We start from the raw sequence: 25,373 nt of genomic DNA on the forward strand, positions 1-25,373 counted from the left end.
TTTGAGTTCACTGCTGTTAGGCGTGAGGGGTGGGTAAAGCGATGACATCGCGGATATGGGTTTTGCCCGTTTTAATCATCAGCAGTCGATCGATGCCAAGCTCAATGCCACTACAAGCTGGCAGGGCATCACAAGCTGCCAGCAGGTTCTCGTCAATTGGCATCACAGGTAGCCCGCGTTTTTTACGCGCCACATTGTCTTCATCAAAGCGCAGACGCAGCGCTTGTCCATCAGCCAGCTCATCATACGCATTGGCGATTTCAAGACCATTGATATACAGCTCAAAGCGTCTAGCCACCCGATTGCCGTCTTTGTCTGTGACTGTCTTGGCAAGCGCAGCAGTGGCAACAGGATAATCGTAGATGAGTGTCGGTAGCGCTTTTCCCAAATTAGGCTCCACCAAATGACTAAATAATAAATCTAACCAGCCTTGGTGATCGTCCCCCAAATCAATGTTAAGACCATTATCTTTGGCGATGGCTTTAAGAGTATCGCAACTGGCATTGAAGGGATGAATTTTAACAAAATCCATAAAGGCATCCACATAGCGATAATGGTCAAAAATCACCGGATAGCCGAGTACCGCAGACACCAAGTCATTGGTTTCTTTTGCCAGTTCATCCAAGCTAAAATTGGGACGGTACCATTCAAGCATGGTAAATTCAATGTTGTGACGGCTGCCAATTTCGTTGTCGCGAAACACGGGGCAAATCTGGTACATCGGCACTTGCCAAGCTGCCAATAGACGCTTCATGGCAAATTCGGGTGAGGTGTGCAGATAATAGGTTGTTGGTTGGTCACCCACAGTGACATTGCTAGAGACGGATTGCAAAAATATATCGGTGTTGCCCGCCTGTGACATCACTGGGGTTTGCACTTCTAGCACCTGTCGCTCGGCAAAAAACTGGCGAATGGTGGCATACATCGCAGCCCGGGCTTGGGCGGTTTGTAGGGTGCAAGTAGGTTGATAAGTGGTTGACATAGCAGTTTGGATAGTTGGATTTGCGACAATATTAGCAGACCCAAAAAAAATAGCTAGTATTTTCCCATACTGGCTATTTTTGCTTTATCTCACGTTAAACATTTTTATCAAATTTTAAACACGTATGATTGCCATTCACGGCGCAGCGGGTAATTTTTACGCAGGTTATCGAAGTCTTTGCCTTCAATATCACCATTTGCGTTTGCCACACTACGTAAACGCTTGTCATCGGCTTTGATATCATACATCACAGGAATTTTATTGAGCAGTTGGTGGCGCTCGTGGTCTTTGAGTGGGTTATGCACTTCTTGAAACAGCGGCACTTCAGCTGGCATCAAGCTATGAAAATCAACCGTTGGGGCAACCTGTAAATATTTGCATAAGGCATTATAGACAAACTGTGTGCCCCTAAGTTTGCCTTCTAGAGTATAACCGGCAATATGTGGGGTGACGATACTACAGGCTTTGAGCAGCTCTGCATCGATATTGGGCTCGTGTTCAAACACATCGAGTACACACACATTCGGGCTTGCAACAATATCATCACGACCGAGCACTTCACCGCGTGAGGTATTGATGATGATGGCAGTATCGGATACGGTTTGCCAGCGCGCTTGGGTCATCAAATAGTCGTGGTGGGTGGGATATGAGCTGTTGTGCGCATGCGTCAGTGGCACGTGAAAGCTAATCACATTGCTTTCTTGCAGTACAGTTTCAAGTTTGGCGTTGTTGACTACCGACGGTGGTTTGAGTGGGTCATAGCCCAGCACATTCCAGCCATAGGAAATCGCATATTGCGCTAGCGTATTACCGATATTGCCCACCCCAATAATCCCAAGGTTGATGGGTTTGAATAAATAATCAGGGCGTAAATTGGCAATCGCTGCCACCACATATTGGGCAACCGAATGTTTACTACAGCCAGCTGCATGGGCAAAAATGATGCCGCGCTTGGCGAGGTACTCCACATCGACATGGTCGATGCCGATGGTGGTACTACCGACAAATTTGACGCTTTTATTGTTGTCTAACAACAGCTTGTTGACAGGCGTGACGGAACGTACTAGCAAAATATCAGGCTGATGCTCATCTATCACAGCCGCGTCAATCTCACGCCCTGCCATCGCAATCAATTCGATGGGTCGCCCTAAAGTGTGTTCATTAAAAAAATCGCTTAAATGAGCAATATTGCCATCAGCAATAATTTTCATATTGTATCCCTATCTTTCTTTTTGTTGTCATCATCCAACTTACAGACCGTTAGCATAACAAATTTTTATGACCTTTTGATGCGTATGCTGACTTTTTTCAAATAAAAATTGGGGAAATTTATCGCATCATTTTGACCAGTATCACCATGATAATCAAAACAAGCACCCCACCGACAGCAATCACCAGGAGTTTTTTATCTTTGGCTGTATCTTTGGTGGATAATTGGGTTTGTAAGCGCAGCTTGTCATTCATAAGTTGCTGCGTCAACTCATTGGATAGTGAGGATGGTGGCGGCGCTTTTGGTGTCTGTGATGTTTTGGCTGCCTGTGCTATCTGGGTAGTTGGCTCTATTGATGGTTGTAAAGTTGGCTTTACATCAGCAAGTTTTTGCTCAGTCTTTTGCTGAATAGCAGCTTGTTGCAAACTGCCTTGTTGCTTATCAGTAGCTGACATTGGATTTTCTAGCTTTTCTGACATCAATCCGATAGCTGAACTTTGTTCTCGGCTAGATGCTCGATTAGGTGCTCGGTTGGGTTTAAATTTTGGCCATAGCCGCTTTTGGGTTGCGGCATCGGTGCTATCCTGTGCGTATTTTTGCTGCCAGTGGATATAGGGAAGTAAATCATAATCTTGCCCAAATTGCTCATAAGCCAAACTTAGCCAATAGTGATAATAGGCTTTATCCCATAATTGGCTAGGCAATACCATAATTTCGCCCTGCTCGGCTTTATTTTGGTAAGCATTAGTATGAATGATAATGGGCACTATGCTGTTTGATAACATGCCATTGGGCAAATGACGCCGCCAAATCCAACTGGTAGTTATCCGATAGTTTGTTGCTGCGATACTGGCTGGATAAGCCAAATTAAACACCCTAGATGTGTCGTCTTGGCAATGTAATTGATAAAATGCTACATCGGGCATAGCATTTGGCGGCTGATTGGTAGCAACCGCATCCATTAATTGACTTGCCTTGGCTTGCAAATCTTCTACCCTTGCTTGCCCGCTTGGATCAAACAAAATGTCGGCACAACTTACCCGATGGTTGGCAAAAGGCGTGTCGCGTTCCTCTTCTGATATAGGCTCGGTTAACGCTGCATCAGATTTTATCACAACACCCCACACTACTTTGCCATAGCGATATAAATCCTCAGTCGCTTCTACTTGCCGATACAGTTCATCTTTAATCAAGTTATCACTGACGTATACCTGCAAATAGCCTTGCTCATGGTGGCTGGCTTGCAAAATATGTTTTGTCAAGTCAAACCCGCGCCAATCAATTCTGGTATAGTCAAAAGCTGCCATATTCACATTGGGTTGATTATCGAGTATCGGCAATAGCGCAAAATCAAAATGCGTCACTAGCTGCGCGTTTTGTTGCTGGGTACGCTGGTCTTTGGGCGGCAATACCCAGCTATCAAGTTGATTGACATAGGCATCTTGCCACAGCGTTTTGACCGCGGTATTTTGTGTTGAAGGCGTGCTTAGCAGTGCTTGGTAAAAGTGAGTGGTTAACGCGGCTATTTGTTCTGAGTTAATCGCTGTTTGTGCGCCTTTTTGATGACTGACTAACGGATAAATTTTTAGACTGTGCCAATCATTGGCAGACTGATATGGCAACACAAGCTGCAGCTGTAAGCGAGGGTTTTCATACACCCATATCTCAATCACAATCCCTTCGGTACGCCCCATCGGCAAATTGGTATAGCTATCAAAACAGCCAACGATTATTGTGGCTAATTGTGGGTTTTGATGCAGCGTTTGGTAGAGGCTATCAATCAGCGTGTCTGTATTTGTGGCTGTATCTGTGTCTGTGTCTGTTTCTATGTTTGTATCTAAATCCATATCGCTAGGTGATAACAACTTAATATTGGATGGATTAAATGCGGTTAATTCATCGGCTGTATTGTCGCTGGTATTGGCTTGATACACACAAGGTAAAATCGGCTGACCTTGTGATAGCCTTAATAGCACAGATGCCACCAATTCACCCGCCGCTTGCATGGCTGACGTCCAGTGCGCTGGCAAGTCAGCGGTAGCGCTCACAGCGTCTTGATAAGGATAAACCGTTAGGTGACCTGCATTTTGCCGCTGCAAAATATCCGCAAACTCAGCAGCGGTAGTCGGAAAATTTCTAGCAAGTCCAAATAACCGATTGGTCACTACCAGCATCGGCGTGCGATAGCAGTCCTCAAACAGCAGTACAAAACTATGCTCAAGGCATTCAGCAAACTCCTCGCCCAAGCTGTCATACATCTGCGCAAAAGATACCCAGCGCACGGGCGCATTGGCCAAGCGACTGCTGGTCACGCCAATATAAAACCCCAGCAAATAGCAAAATGCTTGACGTGAGGTGTCTTGCAAAAAATCCAGATAATCCGCTTGCGTAAACCCAAACGCCTGCTGGATAGCCGATAACGCCTCATCAATTTGCACCAAACTATCACGGCTATGATCAAAACTCACCGCTGCCAGATAGGTAGAAAATGCGATAGCGGCATCCTGTAGTTTGCCTGTTTTCACTTTTGCCAAGTAGCCCTGACACACTGCCTCAGGCGATTGCAATAAGTTGACTTGCGATTGCTGATAGACAGTTTGCGTCATCTGGGCAATAAACTGTGGCAACACATCCTTACCCTGCAGCAAATCTGGTAATAGCTTAAGCGGTTGGCAATAGACTTTGTGCCCGATGTGCGCGGTGAGTGACGCGTAAAAATCGGCAGGTAACTGTGACTGGATGGGGTACTTATTTTGCCGTGCCAGTTGTGCTGACATCCTGTCATAGTCATACCAAGCAATCGGTTGCCCGGTGGTTTTGGCTAAATAGTCTGCAATATAGGCGGCGAGCGCTACTATAAGTGCTTGCCCGCTTTGGTTTGCCAATAATTGTGGCAATTGAATGTGGCGTTTTGCCATTGCTGCAAAAAACCGACTGAGTTGTTGTAGGCTGTTGGCTGAATAATCAAAGTCAATCTTTTGCAAGTTTTCCCAAAACAGTATCTCAAACGGCGGTGTCTGTTTGGTCTGCAAATAATATAATAAGGTGTTGACTTGTTGGGCTATGGTCGGCTTCATCGGGGATTTTTGGCAACAATTTTTTATCATTTTGGGGTAAATTGTTGGCTTTGGCAAGTGCTAGCCGTCGGTGCTGCCGCAATAAAAAAACAAAGCCCATGTTGGGTGAATGGGCTTTTGTCATCTACTGACTTTCAAATACTGACTTTTAAACTTTTTTGACGCTTATTTTAAAAAATCAGGGTCTTTATAAGCCGGGTTTGGATAATCATAAAAGCCCTTCCCCACTTCAAACCCTGTGCGACCTTTATCAATCAGTTCGGTTTGCAGTTTTTGGATAAATCGCTCGGCAGTTTTTGAGCCTGTTTTGGCTTTTTGCTGGCTGATATTAACAATGGTATTAACCCCTACGATATCCATCATGGCAAACGGTCCCATCGGTGCGCCTGTGCCAATCATCCAAGTTTTATCGACTGTGTGGGGATCGGCAATGTCATTGGCATACAAGTGCATACCGGCATTTAAAAAAGGCACTAATAGGGTATTTAAGATATAGCCAGGCTGTTCTTTGTTGAGTGGTAACGCCACCATGCCAATGGCTTTGGCATAAGCAACAATGCTGTCAAATACTGTCGGGTCGGTATGCGCTGAGCCCATGACTTCTGCGGTGTTGTTCACCCATATACGGTTGGCAAAGTGTAACGCCAAAAATTTATCGGGACGACCTGTAGCCTCGACCATTTGGCTAGGAATCAACGTTGAGCTGTTACTGGCAAAAATCGTGTGGCTTGGGGCTACACTTGCCAGCGCTTTATAAAATTCATTTTTGATATCAAGGACTTCTGGTAAGGCTTCAATCACTAAATCAGCCTCTGCCACCGCTTCGCCTAAGTCAGTCACATAGCGAATCGCATGGGTAATTACTTGGGCTTGTGCTGGGCTTTTTTCATAGAATTTGGCGTAAATGGGCATGAGTTTTGCGATGCGCCCTTTGACCTTTTCAGGTTCTTTATCAAAGATCGTGACGTTAAAGCCAAAAAAGGCGTTTTGCATGGCGATTTGAGAACCCAGTACGCCGCCGCCCGCTACCGTAACCTGCTTGATGGATGAAGTATTTGCTGTTGTCATGATTTATTCCTTTAAATCGCTATTACTATTAATAGTTTGCAAGTTATTGTAGCGGATTTTGGGTAGTATGCCTACCTCGGCAATATAGACTGACAAGACAACACAATATTACCCCAAAAAAAAAATTACCCGCCAAAAAAAAGCCAAACTATGACGTTTGGCTTTTTTTGAAAAATAACTAAAAAACAGGTGAAGAATTATTGCAACATGAGGTATTCAAACGCACTGAGTGCCGCTTTACTACCTTCGCCCATCGCAATATTAATTTGCTTAAACGGTACAGTAGTCACATCACCACAGGCAAAAATTCCGGGTTTGTTGGTTTGGCATTTCTCATTGATTTCAATTTCACCAAATTTGGTCACCTGTACCAAATCTTTAACCACTTCCGAGTTTGGCACCAATCCGATTTGCACAAAGATAGCAGATAATGGCAATTCTTTGTTTTCACCGGTGGTACGGTCTTGGTAAATTAGCGAACTGACTTTACCAGCGGTTGCTTTAACTTCTTGGCTCGCTACACTTGTCATGATATCGATATTATCGCGCTCTTTGGCTTTATTAATCAATACTTGGTCTGCTTTGAGCGTGTCAGCAAATTCTAACACTGTCACGTGTTTGACAATGCCTGCCAAGTCAATTGCCGCTTCAATCCCTGAGTTACCGCCGCCCACAACTGCCACGTCTTTACCTTTAAAGAACGGACCGTCACAGTGCGGACAATACGCGACGCCGCTACCGATATTTTCGTCTTCACCTTTGATATTAAGCTTACGCCATTTTGCCCCTGTCGCTACGATAATCGCACGCGTGGCGAAACTTTCACCGGTATTGAGCGTAATTTGGTAGGTTAGCTTATCCTCGCCTTGCTCATTCATTTGTGCAGAATTTTCGGTGATGGATGTCACGCTTACCATTTCTTTGACCGTGATACTATAAGCGGTGATATGTTTGACAAAATTGGCAGATAATTCATTACCATTGGTCAACGGGATTGAAATCAAGTTTTCGATATCTTGGGTATCTTTCACTTGCCCACCGATACGATCAGCCACCATGGTCACCTTTAAGCCTTTACGTGCCACATAAATGGCTGCCGCCACACCCGCAGGTCCGCCACCGATGATGGTCACATCTTGCTCTTCAAGCTGTTCGGCTGCTGCTGCAGCACTCATCAAATCTGGATATTGCTGTTGCAGTTTCTCGATGAGTTTGGCAGTGTCAATTTTACCATTGGCAAAAGGTTTGCCATTTAAATATACCGCAGGTACGCCTTGGATTTTGCGCTCGTTAATCATGTCTTGGAACACACCACCATCAATCATTTCATTGCTGATGTTGTCATTGAGTAACGCAAATTGGTTTAGCGCTTGCACCACGTCAGGACAGTTGTGGCAAGACAACGAGACGAAAGTTTCAAATTTTAGCGGTTGTTTAATCGCCTTAATGATATTTTGAATACCTGGGTCAAGTTTGAGCTCACTGCCACCTGATTGCAAAATCGCCAAAATCAATGAGGTAAACTCGTGACCACCTGGAATACCACTAAAAATGATACCCGTATCTTTGTCTTGGCTACGGATTTTAAAACTCATCGGTGATAGATTGGCATCGAATTGTTGACTCAAACTAATCTTATCAGTAGTGCCTGCAATTTGGGTCAAAAAATCCACCAGTTCAGCGCGCTGTTCATGTTCACCCTCACCCAACACAAACTCAATCGGGCGAGTCATACGTTCGCTATAACTTTTTACTGCATCTAATAAACCTTGATCTAACATGGTATCTTCCTTCTAGTCATTGGGTAAGTCATTGTGTTAACCTTATTATTGTGATTTTTGTGGGCTTTGACAATCTAAGAAAGTTGATAGCTATGTTTTAAAAAACAAAACGTTTATTATTTTATATAACAAAATATTAATACATAAATTACTTAAGTGCATTGATAACGTGGCTTTTCCCCCTCACCAATTGTTACCGATTAGCGTATAGTCAACCCTACAATTTTTCGTTACAATGCTAATAAGACAAATACAATATACCAACTCAATCAAATTTGTCTTATATGTTGACCCCTTTGCATTATTTTTCACATACAACCAAAAAAGGAAAGGACTATGTTTCCAGAACATCGCGAACTTATTAGCAAACTAAAAACTTCTGATAAACACTTTGAAAAATTATTTGATAAACACAACGAATTAGATGCTCAAATCATTAACCTAGAAAAAGATCCTGTTGCAGCAGGCAGCCGTGATGACGAAATTGAAGCATTAAAAAAACAAAAACTGCAATTAAAAGATGAAATCTACAAAATCTTAGAAGACAATAAACATAAATAAGTTCTAAGCTAAATTCGATTTTTTGATTAAAGCCCTGTTCGTTGTGACAGGGCTTTTGCTATTGATAGCGAGTGTAAGGCTTAAATCAACCAATTAACCCTACTTTAAGAAAATTGGACTGTAAAAAAATTGGTTTAAGTGTGGCTGACGGCATTATTTTTTTGTGGATATATTAACCAAGAAGCATAACAGCATCGTCACCATAATCACCGGCAAGGTATTCCCGATATCGAGTGGATGGGCAAGCCAATAACGGTACAAGCAAAAACCAATCGCCCAGACAATCAAATTTTTGACATGAAAACGCTGTTTGATACCGCTATTTTTTAAAATAAAAAAGTCCACAATTTGAATGGCTGCCATTGGCGCAAACACCGAGCCTAAAAAGTATAGAAATTCAGTGATATCATCCATGGGAAACAGCATCGCTGCGATAGTACAGATGAGGGTAATGCCAATCGCCAAGCCTTTTTCTGGAAGTTTTTGCCACAGCGAGACACCCGACACGCCTGCAGAGTACGCATCCAAAAACGTGGTTGTCACCGTCGCGAGCACAATCAACAATAACCCAGTCACGCCCAATCCAAGCTGTAATAGCATTTGGGCAAAATCCGACGTTTGGGTATACAATGCCATGCTCAGTCCAATCGCATACATCCACGCACTCATCACCCCATAGCTCACGGTGCTCACGAGCGTCGCTTGCAAAGGTTTTTGCGCATTGCGAGTATAATCACTCACTAGCGGCAACCATGATAATGGCATAATGACCGCGAGCTCCACCGCTGCCCCGAAGCTCATTGCTGCTGCCATGTCTTTTGTCGCTGCCACATCCCCAGCGCCTAACTTAAATAATTTAAACGACAAAATAAGCGTTAACATAAATAACCCAGCCACCGCCAACGCATTGATTTTGCCAAAGAAGCGGGTGCCCATCCACAGCCACAGCACAATCAGTGCGCCAATCACACCACACCATGCCGCTTGTCCGATAGCCCAAATCCCATTGACCGCCAATGCCCCATCATAAATCATGATGGCTGTCCAGCCGACCAATTGCACAACATTTAGCAAAGCAAAAAGCATCCCACCTTGAAAACCAAAACTACCCTTCACCGTTTCCATGGCACTTTTGCGTTGGGTTGCCCCAATATAGCCGACTAAAAAAAATAGCACCCCACCTATCATATGCCCAATGACGATGGCTAACAAGCCACGCTCCCACCCCAACGGCGCAAGGTAGGTGCCCGTTAAAATCTCAGCGATTGACACCGCTGCCCCTGCCCACAGCAAGGCGTGATGGCTACTTGTGGTCTGACTGCCAGTTTGGTGGGTGGTTTGTGCGCTATCCATGGTTATTTTCTCAAACTTCAAAGAAGCTGATTTTATCATTGTTAACAACAGTAGTTGAATAAAAAAACCCCAAATCTTTCAATTTGAGGTTTTTAATTTTATCTAATTGTCAGTCAATAAAAATAGACAAGAAAGATTAGATTTTACCCACTAAATCTAGGCTTGGTTTTAAGGTTTCTTTACCTTTTTCCCATGCCGCTGGACATACTTCACCGTCATTGTCACGCACGTATTGAGCGGCTTGGATTTTACGGATTAAGTCTTTAGCAGAACGACCGATACCTAAGTCATGAATTTCTGCCACTTTGATTTTACCGTCTGGGTCTACCAAGAAAGTACCACGAAGGGCAGCGTTGTCTTCTTCAATCATCACGTTAAAGCCGCGAGTGATTTTACCAGTACCATCGCCAAGCATTGGGTATTTTACTTTAGCGATTGCAGGTGACGCATCTGCCCATGCTTTGTGTACAAAATGGGTGTCTGTCGATACCGCATAAACTTCCGCGCCTAATGCTTTGATTTCTTCGTAATGGTCTGCCATGTCTTCAAGTTCAGTTGGGCAAACAAAGGTAAAGTCATGTGGGTAGAAGAAAAATACTGCCCATTTGCCTTTAACGTCATCAGATGAGATTTCTTTGAATTCACCATTCACAAATGCTTGGGTTTTGAATTCTGGAATGGTTTGGTTGATAATTGCAGCCATGGATTTTTCCTTATATAAGCTATTGTTGTGGTTAAAAATTTAGCAACATCACCATTTGACAAAGCCAAATCAGTGAGTGCTATATTGATAACACAAATTTGATGTCATTGGCAACCTAGCTTTTTAGGCTTCTAGCTTGTTAGGCTATAGTCGGTTGCTGTTTTTTACTCATCAAACGTTGTTATCGATGGGTCTATCTTAGTACAATTTAAGATTCAGTCTAGTTTAAAGTTTTTAATTGATTGATTAATTTTTTAAATTAACCTTGCTAGTTATGTCTTGTAGTTTCAATCTTTAGGCTATCTTGTAATTATTTTGAAAGGCTCGATAATGAGTTTACTGTCAAGACCAAATTAATGATAGATTAAAAAAGATTCCACTCGTAAAAGCACACAAAAATGGTAAACTAAATTTGAAATGATTCGGTTCATTGAAGTTTTTAGCATGCATCTTTTGCGTGTTGTTTGCTAGGGTAGCCGTCAGTTTTTTTACCCTTTTATCTTTTTATTTATTTTTAACTAAAACGCGTTAGCGAAAATTTTACGCTATTTTAAAGGTTAAAATTCAAACCATGATTACATTACGACAATTAGAATTTGCATTGGCAGTTGCCAAATACAAGCATTTTAAACGGGCAGCAGAAGAGTGTAATATCTCACAATCTGCTTTAAGCTTGGGGATTGCAGAGCTGGAAAAGCAGCTTGATACCCAAATTTTTGAGCGTAACAACAAACAAGTGCTAATCACCCCGATTGGGGAGGAAATTCTTGAGCGTGCCACGCGGATATTTGCCGAAGTCAATGATTTGGTGACCCGTGCCCAGACGCACCAAACCCCACTCGCCTATCCGATGACGATTGGTATCATCCCAACCATTGCGCCGTTTTTACTACCCAAGGTATTGCCGCTACTGCGCCAACAATTCCCACAGTTTCAGCTCAATGTGGTAGAAGAACAAACTGAGCGACTGCTTGAAAAAGTCCGTTATGGCGCGATTGACACCGCCATTATTGCGCTGCCTTACAATACTGACGGCTTGTTATCATTTGAGTTTTGGTCAGAGACGTTTTTGGCGGTATTTGCTAAAGACAGTAAACATGCCAACTTACCCAGCATCAATGCCGACGAGTTAGCCAACAGTAACTTGATGCTGCTAGGCGAAGGACATTGTTTGACCGATCATGCGCTATCGGTGTGTCACCTCGATAAAAGCCGCGTCAAACACGCCTTTAGTGAAGCGAGCCTGCATACGTTAATTCAAATGGCTATCAGCGGTATGGGCACCACGCTAGTGCCGCAAATGGCAGCTGGGCAAGTGCGCCAGCAAACTGACAATGTGTCGTTAGTGCCGCTCAATGAAGCCGGTCCGCATCGCCGCTTGGCGTTTGTCACCCGTCTCAACTATGCGCGGGTCGATGATGTTAATCTATTGGGTCGCTTGTTTGCCCAAGGGTTACACGATAGTGAATTGGCGTCTGCGCCAGCCATCGCAGATTCTGAGTCCATGACTTCAGCGAAGCCCGCCACAGAGGCATAATTTTTTATGCTGACCTTATTACATACATCAGATTGGCATTTGGGGCGTAGGCTTTACGGTAAGCCACGCTACGATGAATTTAAGCAGTTTTTAGACTGGCAGTTACAGACGCTGCGTGAGCAAAAAGTCGATGTGCTATTGATTGCAGGGGATATTTTTGATACCACCGCACCCAGTAACCAAGCGCAAAATTTATATTATGATTTTTTAAGTCAAGTTTGCGATACCGATTGTCGCCATGTGATTATCGTAGCGGGCAACCATGATTCAGCCAGTTTTTTGGAGGCACCCAAACAGCTACTCAAAGCCTTTAACATCCATATCATCGGTAGTATGACAGATACGCCGACTGATGAAGTGATTACGTTATCAGATAAATTAGGGCAACCTGAGCTCATTGTCATGGCAGTGCCCTACTTGCGTGACCGTGATGTGCGAACCGTTGGGCATGGCGAACGATTGGATGATAAAGAACGCAAACTTGCCCAAGGCATCAAAGCCCATTATGCACAGATTGCCGATATTGCCATTGCGCAACAAGCGCAGCTCAAAGCCACATATAATCGTAGCATTCCGATTGTGGCAACAGGACACTTATTTACTGTAGGCGGGCAAACGATGGAAGGCGATGGGGTGCGTGATTTGTATGTCGGGTCACTCGGTAGTATCGGCGCCGAGATTTTCCACCCCCAGATTGACTATGTGGCGCTTGGGCATTTACATATCCCGCAAGTGGTTGGCGGACAACCACACATCCGTTACGCTGGCTCACCCATTGCCATGGGTTTTGGTGAAAGTCGCCAGCAAAAACAAGTGCATTTGCTGCGATTTGATGCCAAGCCTGACTTACTGTCTCAGCCATTACAGACTTTAACCATTCAAAAAAAACCGCTTGTCTCTGCGCCAACCCCTGTCAAAAAAGGCAAAAGGGTGAGCCATGCGTCGATGGATTTATTTGCGGATGAAGAGTTGCCTGAATCATCGATGCTTGGCGCGATAAATGCTGAGGCTGGGATTAACGCAGAGGTTGATGCACAAGCGAGCCATAAAGCAGGATATGATACACCCGGTGATCATCTAAGTGGGCAAATGAGTGGACAGCCTTACAATATAGCCAAGCTTAGCGATACTACCCTCCTGCAATCACTGCCTGTTCCTGTGTTCCAACCCATACAAACGCTCAAAGGCGATTGGCAAACCATCAAAACTAGCTTACACAGCCTAAAAAGATCCCAACAATCGGTTTGGCTTGAAGTGGTGTATGACGGGCAAGAAGTCGTGGGTGATTTATCAGAAAAAATTGCAGAACTGGTTAAAGACTCTAGGCTTGAAGTACTACGCATCAAAAATCAACAAAAACGCGATCAAGTGATGCAAAGCCAGCGCATGGATGAGTCACTTGAAGAGTTAAACCCGACACAAGTATTTGAACGCTGCCTAATTGCCCATCAAGTGCTAGAAGAGCAAAAACCCATGTTATGGTCAAGGTATACTGAAGTGCTTGAAAGCTTGCAAGGGGGGCAGCAATGAGAATCTTAAAGCTACGCTTTCAAAACCTTAATTCATTGCAAGGCGAATGGGAAATTGACTTTCGTCATGCCGCGTATGCTGATGAAGGTATTTTTGCCATCACAGGCTCGACAGGTGCGGGCAAAAGCACCATTTTAGATGCCATTTGTCTTGCCTTATACGGTGCGACGCCACGCTTGGGCGAGATTACCCAAAGCAGAAATGACCTCATGTCACGCCATACCGGCGAATGTCGAAGCGAAGTAATTTTTGCCACCAAAAGTGGCAGTTATCGCTGTACCTGGCTACAAAAGCGCGCCAGAAAAAACCCTGAAGGCAATTTACAATCGCCGATGCACGAAATCGCCCCTTTTACCGATGACGCTGCAGATTTACCACCGCTTGAAACCCAAACCAGAAAAACTAGAAAACTGGTCGCTGAATTCACCGGCATGGATTTTGACCGTTTTACCCGTGCCATGCTACTGGCGCAAGGCAGTTTTGCCGCTTTTTTGCAAGCCAATAGCGATGAGCGCTCCAATCTGCTCGAAGAAATCACCGGCACCGAAATCTATGGCGATATCTCAAGAAAAGTACACGAGTTTAAAACCCAATCAGACGCTGAACTTAAGACGCTCACGGATCGCTTATCAGGCATGACAGTGTTATCTGATGAAGAAGTACAAAGCCTAACCTCACAAAAAAACGCCCTGATTGACATCGTCAATCAAACCAAAACCGCCATGACTAAAATCGAGTCTGATAAGCTATGGCGACAAAACCTTGACGCCTACACGCACCAAATCAACAAGCTTGAGCATGAAGCACGCGACCTTGCCGAGCAAGAAAGCCAATTTGCCCCACAAAGAACCCGACTACAGCACGCACTAAAAGCCCTTGAAGTGTCGGGTGATATTAAAAAACTTGATTATCAGCGCGATTTATTGACTGCACAGCTCAGTGAGCTTGCCAGTTATCAGTACCAGCTACCCACCGCCGAACGCAATTACCAACTTGCTCAAAAAAACCAAGATGAGCGTCAAGCAAAAGCCCAGCAAACCGAAAACGACTGGCAACAAGCCCAACCGTTATTAAACCAAGTGCGCAAGCTTGACACTACCCTTGGGCAAAAAAATCAGTACGCCCAAGAGATTGTGCAGCAGTTGTCACAGCTTGGTGAGCAATTGGCTCATAATGCCCAAAGCATTGATAGTCAGCAGCAGCAGCTTGTTAGCCAGCAAATAGAGCGTGAACAGCTTACCCAAGCGCAGCAGCAAATCCCTCAGGCAACAACCTTGCCTCAAACATTGGCCTACCTCACCCAGCTACAAGAAACTAGCCAAGCACTCAGTGAACAAGCGCAGGCTTTAGTCAACGAACAGCAGCAGTTACAAGGTGATTTTCATCACAATGGGCAGCAAGCCAGCGCTCTGCAATCTCAGCTCACGCAATTGCAATCACAAATTTCTGAGCATCGACAAAACTTAGACAGCCAAACCAGTCAATTATATCATCTGACACAAGGGCAGTCGGCAGCAGCATTGCGACAGCGGGTTGAAACTTATTGGCAAACCGACCAGCAGCTTGCCGCTATCCAAAGCGATGTGCAGACTTGGCAAACCAACCTGCAACACTATCAGCAATTTGCGCAGCAATTAGCCGATGGTCAAACTCAACTGGCTCAGATTGCTAGCCAACGACTAACTAGCGAGCAGCAGCAACAAGCCGCCGAGCAAACCGTCGAATTGTTAAATCGCAACTTGATTTTATTGGCAAAAATTCAAGATTTGACCGAGGAGCGCGATAGATTACGCCACGGCGAACCTTGCCCGCTGTGTGGCTCAACCTCGCATCCTTTCGCCACCCATCAGCCCTACACGCCCGATGATACAGAGCAACAATTAGCGATTGCCAAACAACGGCTTGATGACATCAATCGCCAATTACAGCAATTATTGCTTGAAGAACATGCACTCACAAATAACCAGCAACAGCTCAATGAGCATTTGCAGCACTTACAGGCACACAACCAACGCTTATTAAATCAATTACAGCTTGCCAGCCAACACCTTATACATGCTCAGCCCGTACAACAGGCAATTGAAGCGTTGCCGCCCGTTGCAGCCCCTAGCACCGATGACGATATAGCCCACCAAGCCCTTCAAACATTTGCGACGATAATCCAGACTGAACAAACCAACAATCAGCAGGCTTTGGCAGCGCTGCAAGATTCACTGACGCAAATCGAAGCCGTACAATCCGAGCAGCAGCAAACCCAGCAGCGCTTAGCAAAACTGAGCGAGCAATACCATGATGTTTTGCAGCAACACACCTTGCTACAAAATCAGCAGCAACATCGCCAAGACAGAATCCGCGATATTGATGCCCAGCAAATGGTTATCGCCGAGAAACAACATCAAGTAATGCAGCGCATTGACAAGTTGCTGATGCCGTTTGCAACGCGCGAACGCACTTTTAGTTTTGCTACCACACAGGATGTGAATGCCCAATTAAATCAGCATATTGATGCCCTTTCGCAACTTTTACAGCGCTATCAAGGATTAGAAACTAAGCTTAGCCATATCAATGACACCATCACAGGGATTGAGCAAGCGCTCACCCGATTGGTGGCAGATCAGCACCATTTAACCCAAAATCAACACCAAGTCCGTCAACGACAGCAAGCATTGGCGCAAGAGATTAGCGAGCTACAGGCGCAGCGATACGCCTTGTTTGGCGAACAAGCGGTAGACATCGTCTCTCACGCATTAGTCCAAGCAAAAAATCAGGCTTTGCAGGACTATCAAATCAGCCAAACCGCCTTTCATGAGCAGCTAAGTCAGCTGCAGATTTTGCAACAACAAATCGCATCTTTGACCACTAGCACCACCCAACTAAAAATTGCCCAGCAAACCCTACAAGCCGATATTCAGCAGCGTTTTGCGATATTGGGTTTTGTGGATGACGCCGATTATCGCGCTGCGGTGTTAGTCGATACCGAGCGAGAACGCTTACAACAGCTTGCCAATCAACTCCATGATAGCCAGCAGCGCAATCATAACCTACTGTCTGAAGCTAAACGCACACAGCAGCAGTTACTCGATCATCCCCAAACTGCGCTGTCAGTTGAACAATTGCTCGATGCGCTTGGGCAATTGCAACAGCAATTTAGCGAGCAGCAAAAACAATTGGGCGCCGTTGAACAGCAGCTAGCAGCCAACGAAGCCCTTAAACAAAACCAGCAGCAACTATTAGATGCCATCAACCAACAGCGCAACCATACCGAAGAATGGAAGGTATTGCATCAGTTGATTGGTTCAAGCGATGGCAAAAAATTCCGTAACTTTGCCCAAGGCTTGACCTTTAATATCATGGTTGCCCACGCCAATGAGCAGCTTAAAAAAATGAGCGACCGTTATTTGCTGATAGCTGATAGCGAGCAGCCCTTGATGCTCAATGTGATGGACAATTACCAAGGCGGGCAAATCCGCACCAGCAAAAATTTATCAGGTGGTGAGAGTTTTATTATCAGCTTGTCGCTTGCATTGGGACTGTCAAATATGGCCAGTCACCGTATGCAAGTAGATTCGCTGTTTTTGGATGAAGGCTTTGGTACGCTCGATGAAGAAGCGCTCGATGTAGCGCTCGACACCCTAACCAACCTACAGCAATCGGGCAAGCTAATTGGCGTGATTTCCCATATACAGGCGCTCAAAGATAGAATCAGCAGTCAAATCCAAGTAGTGCCACAAACAGGTGGCATCAGTAAAATTATCGGTGCCGGTATTACCAAGCTTAGTTAACGCAGTCTAGTCTAGGCTAGGCTAGGTTTGGTTAAGCTAAATTAAGCTAAGCTAATAAGTTAAGCGGCGCGGCAAACCCATCGCAGCAATCGATTTATAGACCGCTTCATCTTGCTGTCATGTCATTGGTTCATACTACTGTTTATGTCAATGTTTACCCCTCGCTTAATCAAAACCTGAGTGCTCAGGGTTATTTGTGTCAACTCATAAGGGCAACACGATGTTAACCAAACTTTCGCAGCTTTTAGCACAAGGGCGCTTTGTCTCCCCTATCCCTGCCGTGGTGGTGCACCCTACTACCGATATCATCTTGCAATCTTGTATCCAAGCACATCAGCACCACATCATCACCCCGATTTTGGTCGGTCCAAAACACAAAATCGAAAAAGCCGCTACTGACGCCAATTTAGCTATTTCAGACTTTATGTTAGTGGATGCTGAGCATAGCCATGACGCGGTTGAAATCGCCGCAAAAATGGTTCGTGAACAGCAAGCCGACTTTATCATCAAAGGTTCAGTGCATACCGATGAGTTAATGGGTGTTCTGATCGATAAAACCCAAAACCTACGCACCGAGCGCCGTATGAGCCACGTGTGGTTAATGGAAAGTCCCACGTATCACAAGCTTTTAACCTTGACCGATTGTGCACTCAACGTGGTGCCAGATTTGCTGACCAAAAAAGACATTTTGCAAAATGCGATTGATTTTGCGCACGCGCTGGACATTGAGCAGCCTAAAGTAGCCATCTTGGCAGCGGTTGAAGAAGTCAAACCGCAAATGCAATCGACCATTGATGCTGCGGCGTTATGCAAAATGGCAGACCGGGGGCAAATCACCGGCGCCTTGCTTGATGGACCCCTAGCATTCGACAATGCGATTAGCCAACAGTCTGCGGATATCAAACATATCCACTCACCTGTCACGGGCGATGTCGATATTTTACTAGTACCTGACTTAGAAGCGGGCAATATGCTAGGTAAACAGTTAATTTATTTGGGTGAAGCCAAAGCCGCTGGCATTGTCATGGGTTCAAAAGTGCCGATTGTGTTGACCAGTCGTTCGGATGATGAACTCGACCGCCTGTATTCTATTGCCCTTGGCGCCTACGTTGCGCAAAAGCGTAAACAAGCTTGATGTTAATTCAGGTTAATTGAGATTAGTTGAGATTACTAGCATGAACGATTCTGTAATGATGCATACTGACTCGACTCACCCGATTGTGGTGACCTTTAACGTGGGTTCAGCGACTATCAAAATGGCGGCGTACGACACGGCTAAGGCAGTCGACTCATCTCCGCTTGCGTGGTCACCCTTGTTTGATGTCAATATCAACCTAAAAACCAAAAACAAAGTCTGGCACGCCATGCCACAATCTTTGGCTGACTGGGAACCCCAAGATAGCCTGACAGACACCGCGGTAAGCCTTTTTACTCGTGTCAAACAGGCCTTTCCCGCGCGTGACATTGTCTGTATCCACCGAGTGGTTCATGGTGGCAAACACTATCATGTTCCTGTGGTGATTAACGAGACAGTGATGGCACATTTGGTGGAGTTATCACCGATTTGTCCGCTACATCAGCCTCCTGCCCTATCTGTGGTCAACGCGCTGCAAGCCATGGATAAAAACCTGGTGCACATCGCTGCCTTTGATACCGCCTTTCACTACCATCGCCCAGAGATTTGGTCTAGCTATGCGCTGCCAAAATCGCTGCGCGATCAAGGCGTGCGCTGTTACGGTTTTCATGGCTTATCGTATCAGGCGATTATGCGCAAACTTGAAACCTATCTCCCAAAGATTGCCAAAAAACGCTTAATCATCGCGCATTTGGGTAGTGGCTGTAGTATCACCGCGGTCGACAATGGCGAATCAAAAGACAGTACCTTTGGCTTTAGTGGATTAGATGGCGTACCAATGGGCACCCGTCCGGGTCATTTGGATTCTGGGGTGATTTTATATATGGTTGAGCAAGGTTGGACGCTCGAGCAAATGAACCAATGCCTATATAAAGAGTCGGGCTTGCTCGGTTTATCTGAAATTAGCAATGACGTGCGTGATTTGCTCGCTAGTGATGACCCACGTGCCAAATTTGCACTGGCGTATTTTGCCACCCATGCCGCTAAAGAAATCGCAAGCTTGATGGTTAGTATGAAAGGCTGTGATGCGCTTATCTTTACCGCAGGGATAGGCGAGCAGTCGGCGATTATCCGTCAGATGATTGTCGAACAACTCGATTTTTTAGGTTTTAGTCTGGATGCGGATAAAAATATCGATGGCCGTATTGATGTGCCTATTTTACGAATCAACTCAGATGATGACAAACAAATTTATGTCATATTGACCGATGAGCAACTTGAATTGGCCTTATCACTTGAGCATGCAATCACGATCGAAACTGATGCGTAAAAGCTACCAACTCTTTACTTATGTCCACAATAGCGCATCAGATATAACCGATTTTTATCTATTCCCTACTTTCATTGTAGGTTTGATTATGTTATTACAAATATTAACATAAATTATGATTGTTTTTTACTTTTAAGCGAGTAATAAGGTTTAATTTAGCATTTTTTCATGATATTGTAATATCAAGCAAACATACTATGCTTAAAGCTTATCACATTCATTTTAGTGATATTTTTGATTAAAAGATGGATTGTAATTTGGTGGTGTTTAAACCTTTCTTGTTTCTTCTGGTAGCCTAATGAGGTCAATTATGAACAACGATTTTATGGATAAAATGAAAGATAGTTCACGTCAACTGTATGCACCATGGTCACGCTTCAACCAAGCGATGTTACGAAATGCGGAAAAAATGACAGACTTTTCTTTAGAAACAATGCGTCATTACTCAGAAATGGGTTTGGAGCAACTTCGCAATGTTTCTTCTGTTGATTCTCCAGAAGCAGCTTCAAGCTTTAACCAAAAACAAACTGAACTGCTCAATCAATTGGGTCAAAAAATGTTGTCAGATGCACAACGTTTGACTGAGCTTGGCAACGAAATCCGTAATGAAGTCATGTCAGCGATGAACGAAATCTATAGCCAAAATGCATCAAGCATGCAAGATGCCATGCAAAGCGCCGCTAGCAACGCATCAAAAACGGCAGAAGACTTTAATCGCAAAGTAAACGAAAACATGCACAAAGCGGCAAACCAAATGTCAGAAGCGGTTAAGCAAACCACCCAAAACATAAATAAAGCTGCTTCTAGCGTGACAGCTGGGGCTACCCGAAATACTAATGATGTAGCACAAGATAGCGAAGCAACAAAACCCGCAGCAAAAACAACCCCTGCGACAAAATAATTAGTTTGGTGCATCGTAGTCGTTCTTAAGACTGTATCATTTATAAATAGCTATTTATGTTTTACCTGATAGATGAATAGCGGCTTATGAATCTATAAAAGTGGTGGATTAGACAGATGCCTAATCCACCATATTTTTAAGTAAGCGTGCATACTCACAGCGAATTCTCATCAAACACATAATAACGGGACTTATCATGGCAGACAATAAAGACACCCAATATCAAGGAACGAACGCTAACTCAGCCAATGACAACAGCCAAAGTTCAGACAACACCAATAACAACCCTTTTGGTTATAACCCATTCGCCAATTTTCCCTTCGGCAATAATGCTTTTGGTAACAATGCTTTTGGCATACCTCAAAATCCGCTGGATTTTTTGAGTAAAACCAATCCATTTGCTCACATGGCCTCTAGTATTCCGCCTTACAATGCTGCGGTCGGTGAATTCTATAGCGAATTTTTTGGCAATATGACCAAACTGAGCCAACAAATTGCACAGCAATCGATGCGTGCCAACCAAGCGCCGCAGTATACCAATACTTCCATCATGATGGATTTAATGGATGGTTGGCGTAAAATGGGTCAGATGGTGACCAATCACCCAGGCACGATGGTTGAAGACCAATTGCAGTTGTTTAAAGACCAAATGCACTTGTGGCAAAACACACTACAACAATTTGCCGGTAAAAAAATCGACCCAGTGGCGAGCCCGGAAAAAGGCGACAAACGGTTTAGTGATGAAGAATGGGAGGACAATCCTATTTTTAACTTCCTAAAACAGTATTATTTATTAACTACCCAAGCGATGATGGATGCGATTGATGGCGTTGAAGGTATTGATGAAAAAACCCGTCAACGTTTGGCTTTTTTTACCCGCCAATGGATCAATGCAGTAGCCCCAACCAACTTCTTATTGACCAACCCTGAAGTACTACGTTTGACCATCGAAAGTCGGGGTCAAAACCTGGTTCAAGGTATGAAGCAGTTGGCTGAGGACATGGGTAATAGCGCCGATACACTCAATATCCGTATGACTGACCAAAGCGCGTTCCGGGTGGGTGACAACATCGCCACCTCAAAAGGCAAAGTGGTATTTGAAAACCACATGATGCAGCTCATCCAGTATGACCCTTCAACTGACAAAGTAAAACAACGTCCGTTGTTGATGGTGCCACCATGGATCAACAAATTCTACATCATGGACTTACGTGAGAACAACTCGTTTGTGCGTTGGGCAGCCAATGAAGGTCATACGGTTTATGTCATCTCTTGGGCCAACCCAACGCCTGAGTACAAAAATGTTGGCATGAGCACTTACATGAAAGACGGTGTGCTTGCAGCGATGGATCAAATTGAAGCCATCACGGGTGAAAAAACCATCAATATTACAGGTTATTGTATTGGCGGTATGTTGACAGCATTGACGCTAGGCTACCTTGCCGCAACCAAGCAAGAAAGCCGCATTGCTAGTGCGACACTTTGGGCCACCATTATTGATTTCTCAGATCCAGGTGATATCGGCGTCTTTATCGATGACAAAATCGTTACTGCGATTGACAAGCAAAACGCCGAGAAAGGTGTATTTGATGGGCGAATGATGGGCGTGTCATTTAGCCTACTGCGTGAGAATAGCCTATACTGGAACTACTACGTACAAAACTACCTAAAAGGCGAGCGGCCCGTACCTTTTGACTTGTTATACTGGAACTCAGACTGTACCAACGTGACTGCTGCCCTGCACCATTTTCTACTGCGTGAGTTCTATATCAACAACTTGCTGCGTAAACCGGGTGGGGTTGAAATTGACGGCATGAAAATTGACTTATCAAAAGTTAAAACCCCTGTGTTTATGGTGGCAACCTTGCAAGACCATATCGCAAAATGGAAAAGCTGTTACCCAGGTACGCAAGTATTTGGTGGTGAAAAAGTATTTGTGTTGGGTGAATCAGGTCATATTGCGGGTATCATGAACCCCCCAGGTAGTAAATATGGTTACTACACCAATGATAACTACACTGCGGACGCTGACCAATGGTACAAAGACGCCACCTATGTTAAAGATACCTGGTGGACAAGATGGCATGACTGGATCAAACCATTTGAGGGCAACGAAATCAAGGCCCGTGTTGTCGGTCAAAATAGCCAAGGTAAAGAAATCCCAACCTATGGCGATGCCCCTGGAAGCTATGTCACGGTCAAAGCGACTGAAGCCTTAACCGGTCATAACTTTGCAGAAGCCTACCGTTCGCAATTACCACCCGTATAATATATCGTTATCACACAACATCCCGTGATTGCCTAGCCTCTCACGGGCTTTTTATAAAATAGCCAAATCGCCCATCAGCTACATAGATTTGCTAGTCAAAAGTTGTGATATTGAGTAGAATGAACGCCATATTCTGCGCATAATAGCGATTGGAAACACTTTGAATAGAGCGCCTATGTCGATTGAACCAGCACAAAACAACCTATCACTTAGTAAGCTAGACCGCAATATTGTCTTCTTTGATCGGGCGATTCGCTCGTTTATTCCAAACAGCAATCTTAGCACCCGTCCGTTACCTGTCTCTAGCCCCGATGTGCCAAAACTGTCCGTGGAAGAAGCGCGTCATGTCGCAGGTCTCATGCGTATCAATCACACCGGCGAAGTATGCGCGCAAGGACTGTATCATGGTCAAGCATTTACTGCCAAACAAGCAACGGTCAAAAAAGCCATGCACCAATCTGCGCTAGAGGAGATTGACCATTTGGTATGGTGTGAGACACGGTTAAATGAATTGGGTAGTCATCCCAGTATTTTTAGTCCGCTTTGGTATGGGCTATCGTTTGGCATGGGTGCGGTAGCGGGATTGATTTCTGATGAGTTTAGTTTGGGGTTTGTCGCAGAGACGGAAACTCAAGTCAGCGAGCATTTGCACAGTCATATTGGTAAGCTGCCTGCTCACGATAAACGCAGTGCTGAGATTTTAAGCCAAATGGATAAAGAAGAATTGCACCACCGTGATAAAGCAGTTGAGTCAGGCGCTAGCCCATTGCCACTACCCATCAAAACCACGATGCGTTTTTTGGCAAATTGCATGAAAACGGTGGCGTATCATATTTAAACAAGCGTGTTTAAATGAGCGTGACTGACGGGCTCAATCGTTGGCTGGCGTGTTTATTGCTATAACCTTGCTTAATCGCGCTGTTTTCGCGTAAAAATATAACAATAACTTTATTATTTTTTGATAGTATTTTTAGATTGTTGCTTTACATTGTTGCTATGGGATAAGCTGATTGATTTATGCAATCTATCCCACCCAATTTTTTAAGGAAATTTCAATGACTCACATGGTAAAACCCCTAGCCTATACTTTAGCTATTTTGATGGCAACCAATGCCACTGTAGCGATGGCGGCAACTGCAACCGCAAAAACAACGACCAAGACGACCACCACCAAAACCACCACGGCAAAACCCGCTACCCAGACAACAGCAACTAAAAAAACCACGGTGACCAAAGCCAAGACTACCAACAAATCAACCGAAAAATCAGCTGATACGGTCAATAGCGTGAAGGATACTACCCCGCAAACGACACCGCCGTCAGATACCTCGAATACAGGTTCAATGATAGTGCCTGTCTTGACCGCCCCCACGGTTGCCAACGTGATGTATCCATCTACCAACAGCGTACAATTGGTAGGCACGGATATTTCAGCACAAAACTTTGCCAATATCCCGCTACCGACTTTAACGCTTAGTAATATCTCAACAATAAAAACCGTTTTGGTTCCACGAACCACGGATAACAGTACACAGTTAGATGTCAGCGTGTTAGACGATTTTATTACTTATGCTACCCCAATGGCGCGTCATTACCCACCTGTTTTTTCGAGCCGTACTGAGCGCTACAATGCCACTGAGCGACTCAAATCTTTGACCGCATGGATTGAAAGCTATGCACAAAACCCAAATGCCTCCTATGAGGTGCTACTGCGGGCAGCAAAACTCAATGCCATGGGTCGCAATCTGGATTTAGGTTCGGATTATGCCGTGCGTGCAGGCAATTATATCGCCCGTGCTATTAAGCTCAATGACACAGCAGAAGCCAACTTTTTATATGGCGCAATGCTCGCTGAGGGTGGCGGCTTTAAAGAAGGTACCAAGTACTTAGAAAAAGCCGAAAAAATGGGCTATTTAGAAGCTACGCAAAGTTTGGCGCAAGCAGATTTGCTGGATGATAAAAAAGACCGTGCCATTCAACGGCTAATGGAATTTAAGGCCAAAAATCCAGACAATCCGTATATCGATGAACAATTACGCATCGTCAATAGCGGTAAATACTACATTTGGGATATCCCTGCAAAAGTCGTTCAATAATTTTTTGCGTTCATACCCTAGCCGTGGTTTAATATCACTGCTAATTCACCATGCTAATTCATCATCATAGTTGAATTTTAGCATGGTGATTTTTTTCATGCTGTCATTCAGTGATAGG

17 protein-coding genes are annotated in these 25,373 nt (G+C 44.5%); 10 read left to right on the top strand and 7 right to left on the bottom strand.

Features of this window, described 5'->3' with window-relative positions:
* Positions 1 to 16: 16 nt before the first annotated feature.
* From epmA to ahpF, 5 genes are all read right to left on the bottom strand, one after another.
* On the bottom strand, positions 17 to 982 hold the full coding sequence (epmA, locus tag RT034_RS08340) for an EF-P lysine aminoacylase EpmA (RefSeq protein ID WP_313015935.1): 966 nt from the start codon (positions 980 to 982) through the stop codon (positions 17 to 19).
* A 107-nt stretch (positions 983 to 1,089) separates the two neighbouring features.
* A complete protein-coding gene (locus tag RT034_RS08345) occupies positions 1,090 to 2,193 on the bottom strand; it encodes a 4-phosphoerythronate dehydrogenase (protein ID WP_313015937.1) in 1,104 nt (367 codons plus the stop codon).
* Between the two features lie 118 nt (positions 2,194 to 2,311).
* The gene (locus tag RT034_RS08350) at positions 2,312 to 5,269 is read right to left on the bottom strand and encodes a hypothetical protein (RefSeq protein WP_313015938.1); all 2,958 of its coding nucleotides are present in this window, start codon (positions 5,267 to 5,269) and stop codon (positions 2,312 to 2,314) included.
* A 165-nt stretch (positions 5,270 to 5,434) separates the two neighbouring features.
* Positions 5,435 to 6,337: a 3-hydroxyacyl-CoA dehydrogenase gene (locus tag RT034_RS08355; RefSeq protein WP_313015940.1), complete on the bottom strand. Its 903-nt coding sequence runs from the start codon at positions 6,335 to 6,337 to the stop codon at positions 5,435 to 5,437.
* A gap of 197 nt (positions 6,338 to 6,534) precedes the next feature.
* Positions 6,535 to 8,118 (bottom strand): alkyl hydroperoxide reductase subunit F, encoded by a 1,584-nt coding sequence (gene ahpF, locus RT034_RS08360; RefSeq protein ID WP_313015942.1) that lies wholly within the window; start codon positions 8,116 to 8,118, stop codon positions 6,535 to 6,537.
* A gap of 336 nt (positions 8,119 to 8,454) precedes the next feature.
* Here ahpF and RT034_RS08365 point away from each other — a divergent pair, with 336 nt between their 5' ends.
* Complete coding sequence (locus tag RT034_RS08365; RefSeq protein ID WP_128680666.1) at positions 8,455 to 8,679, top strand: HP1242/YdcH family protein; 225 nt, start codon at positions 8,455 to 8,457, stop codon at positions 8,677 to 8,679.
* Positions 8,680 to 8,832: 153 nt separating this feature from the next.
* Here RT034_RS08365 and cytX read toward each other — a convergent pair whose 3' ends face one another.
* Positions 8,833 to 10,032: a putative hydroxymethylpyrimidine transporter CytX gene (cytX, locus tag RT034_RS08370; RefSeq protein WP_313015945.1), complete on the bottom strand. Its 1,200-nt coding sequence runs from the start codon at positions 10,030 to 10,032 to the stop codon at positions 8,833 to 8,835.
* Between the two features lie 136 nt (positions 10,033 to 10,168).
* Positions 10,169 to 10,735, bottom strand: a complete 567-nt coding sequence (gene ahpC / locus RT034_RS08375) for an alkyl hydroperoxide reductase subunit C (RefSeq protein ID WP_050323971.1) — start codon at positions 10,733 to 10,735, stop codon at positions 10,169 to 10,171.
* 571 nt (positions 10,736 to 11,306) lie between these two features.
* Between ahpC and RT034_RS08380 the strand changes: the two genes are divergently transcribed.
* The 9 genes from RT034_RS08380 (at position 11,307) to RT034_RS08420 (ending at position 25,255) form a co-directional block, all read left to right on the top strand.
* Positions 11,307 to 12,272: a hydrogen peroxide-inducible genes activator gene (locus RT034_RS08380; protein ID WP_313015946.1), complete on the top strand. Its 966-nt coding sequence runs from the start codon at positions 11,307 to 11,309 to the stop codon at positions 12,270 to 12,272.
* Positions 12,273 to 12,278: 6 nt separating this feature from the next.
* The gene (locus RT034_RS08385) at positions 12,279 to 13,802 is read left to right on the top strand and encodes an exonuclease SbcCD subunit D C-terminal domain-containing protein (RefSeq protein WP_313015947.1); all 1,524 of its coding nucleotides are present in this window, start codon (positions 12,279 to 12,281) and stop codon (positions 13,800 to 13,802) included.
* On the top strand, positions 13,799 to 17,584 hold the full coding sequence (locus tag RT034_RS08390) for an AAA family ATPase (protein WP_313015948.1): 3,786 nt from the start codon (positions 13,799 to 13,801) through the stop codon (positions 17,582 to 17,584). The genes RT034_RS08385 and RT034_RS08390 overlap by 4 nt, the downstream gene beginning before the upstream one ends.
* A 220-nt stretch (positions 17,585 to 17,804) precedes the next feature.
* The gene (locus RT034_RS08395; RefSeq protein ID WP_313015949.1) at positions 17,805 to 18,719 is read left to right on the top strand and encodes a bifunctional enoyl-CoA hydratase/phosphate acetyltransferase; all 915 of its coding nucleotides are present in this window, start codon (positions 17,805 to 17,807) and stop codon (positions 18,717 to 18,719) included.
* Positions 18,720 to 18,759: 40 nt separating this feature from the next.
* A complete protein-coding gene (locus tag RT034_RS08400; RefSeq protein WP_313015950.1) occupies positions 18,760 to 19,989 on the top strand; it encodes an acetate/propionate family kinase in 1,230 nt (409 codons plus the stop codon).
* 310 nt (positions 19,990 to 20,299) lie between these two features.
* The gene (locus RT034_RS08405) at positions 20,300 to 20,890 is read left to right on the top strand and encodes a phasin family protein (protein ID WP_062334010.1); all 591 of its coding nucleotides are present in this window, start codon (positions 20,300 to 20,302) and stop codon (positions 20,888 to 20,890) included.
* 196 nt (positions 20,891 to 21,086) lie between these two features.
* Positions 21,087 to 23,159: a class I poly(R)-hydroxyalkanoic acid synthase gene (phaC, locus tag RT034_RS08410; protein ID WP_313015951.1), complete on the top strand. Its 2,073-nt coding sequence runs from the start codon at positions 21,087 to 21,089 to the stop codon at positions 23,157 to 23,159.
* A gap of 175 nt (positions 23,160 to 23,334) precedes the next feature.
* Complete coding sequence (gene coq7, locus RT034_RS08415) at positions 23,335 to 23,997, top strand: 2-polyprenyl-3-methyl-6-methoxy-1,4-benzoquinone monooxygenase (protein ID WP_313015952.1); 663 nt, start codon at positions 23,335 to 23,337, stop codon at positions 23,995 to 23,997.
* A gap of 217 nt (positions 23,998 to 24,214) precedes the next feature.
* Positions 24,215 to 25,255: a tetratricopeptide repeat protein gene (locus RT034_RS08420; protein ID WP_313015953.1), complete on the top strand. Its 1,041-nt coding sequence runs from the start codon at positions 24,215 to 24,217 to the stop codon at positions 25,253 to 25,255.
* Positions 25,256 to 25,373: the final 118 nt, after the last annotated feature.

Source organism: Moraxella sp. CTOTU48841, assembly GCF_032061225.1.
GTDB classification, from domain to species: Bacteria; Pseudomonadota; Gammaproteobacteria; order Pseudomonadales; family Moraxellaceae; genus Faucicola; species Faucicola cinerea.

Excerpts from the sequence above, each read along its gene's own strand:
- RT034_RS08365 (WP_128680666.1), top strand. The coding sequence starts at position 8,455 with ATGTTTCCAGAACATCGCGAACTTATTAGCAAACTAAAAACTTCTGAT.
- RT034_RS08380 (WP_313015946.1), top strand. The coding sequence starts at position 11,307 with ATGATTACATTACGACAATTAGAATTTGCATTGGCAGTTGCCAAATAC.
- RT034_RS08420 (WP_313015953.1), top strand. The coding sequence starts at position 24,215 with ATGACTCACATGGTAAAACCCCTAGCCTATACTTTAGCTATTTTGATG.
- phaC (WP_313015951.1), top strand. The coding sequence starts at position 21,087 with ATGGCAGACAATAAAGACACCCAATATCAAGGAACGAACGCTAACTCA.
- epmA (WP_313015935.1), bottom strand. The coding sequence starts at position 982 with ATGTCAACCACTTATCAACCTACTTGCACCCTACAAACCGCCCAAGCC.
- RT034_RS08395 (WP_313015949.1), top strand. The coding sequence starts at position 17,805 with ATGTTAACCAAACTTTCGCAGCTTTTAGCACAAGGGCGCTTTGTCTCC.
- RT034_RS08390 (WP_313015948.1), top strand. The coding sequence starts at position 13,799 with ATGAGAATCTTAAAGCTACGCTTTCAAAACCTTAATTCATTGCAAGGC.
- RT034_RS08350 (WP_313015938.1), bottom strand. The coding sequence starts at position 5,269 with ATGAAGCCGACCATAGCCCAACAAGTCAACACCTTATTATATTATTTG.
- RT034_RS08400 (WP_313015950.1), top strand. The coding sequence starts at position 18,760 with ATGAACGATTCTGTAATGATGCATACTGACTCGACTCACCCGATTGTG.
- RT034_RS08345 (WP_313015937.1), bottom strand. The coding sequence starts at position 2,193 with ATGAAAATTATTGCTGATGGCAATATTGCTCATTTAAGCGATTTTTTT.
- RT034_RS08405 (WP_062334010.1), top strand. The coding sequence starts at position 20,300 with ATGAACAACGATTTTATGGATAAAATGAAAGATAGTTCACGTCAACTG.
- RT034_RS08385 (WP_313015947.1), top strand. The coding sequence starts at position 12,279 with ATGCTGACCTTATTACATACATCAGATTGGCATTTGGGGCGTAGGCTT.
- coq7 (WP_313015952.1), top strand. The coding sequence starts at position 23,335 with ATGTCGATTGAACCAGCACAAAACAACCTATCACTTAGTAAGCTAGAC.
- ahpF (WP_313015942.1), bottom strand. The coding sequence starts at position 8,118 with ATGTTAGATCAAGGTTTATTAGATGCAGTAAAAAGTTATAGCGAACGT.
- cytX (WP_313015945.1), bottom strand. The coding sequence starts at position 10,032 with ATGGATAGCGCACAAACCACCCACCAAACTGGCAGTCAGACCACAAGT.
- RT034_RS08355 (WP_313015940.1), bottom strand. The coding sequence starts at position 6,337 with ATGACAACAGCAAATACTTCATCCATCAAGCAGGTTACGGTAGCGGGC.
- ahpC (WP_050323971.1), bottom strand. The coding sequence starts at position 10,735 with ATGGCTGCAATTATCAACCAAACCATTCCAGAATTCAAAACCCAAGCA.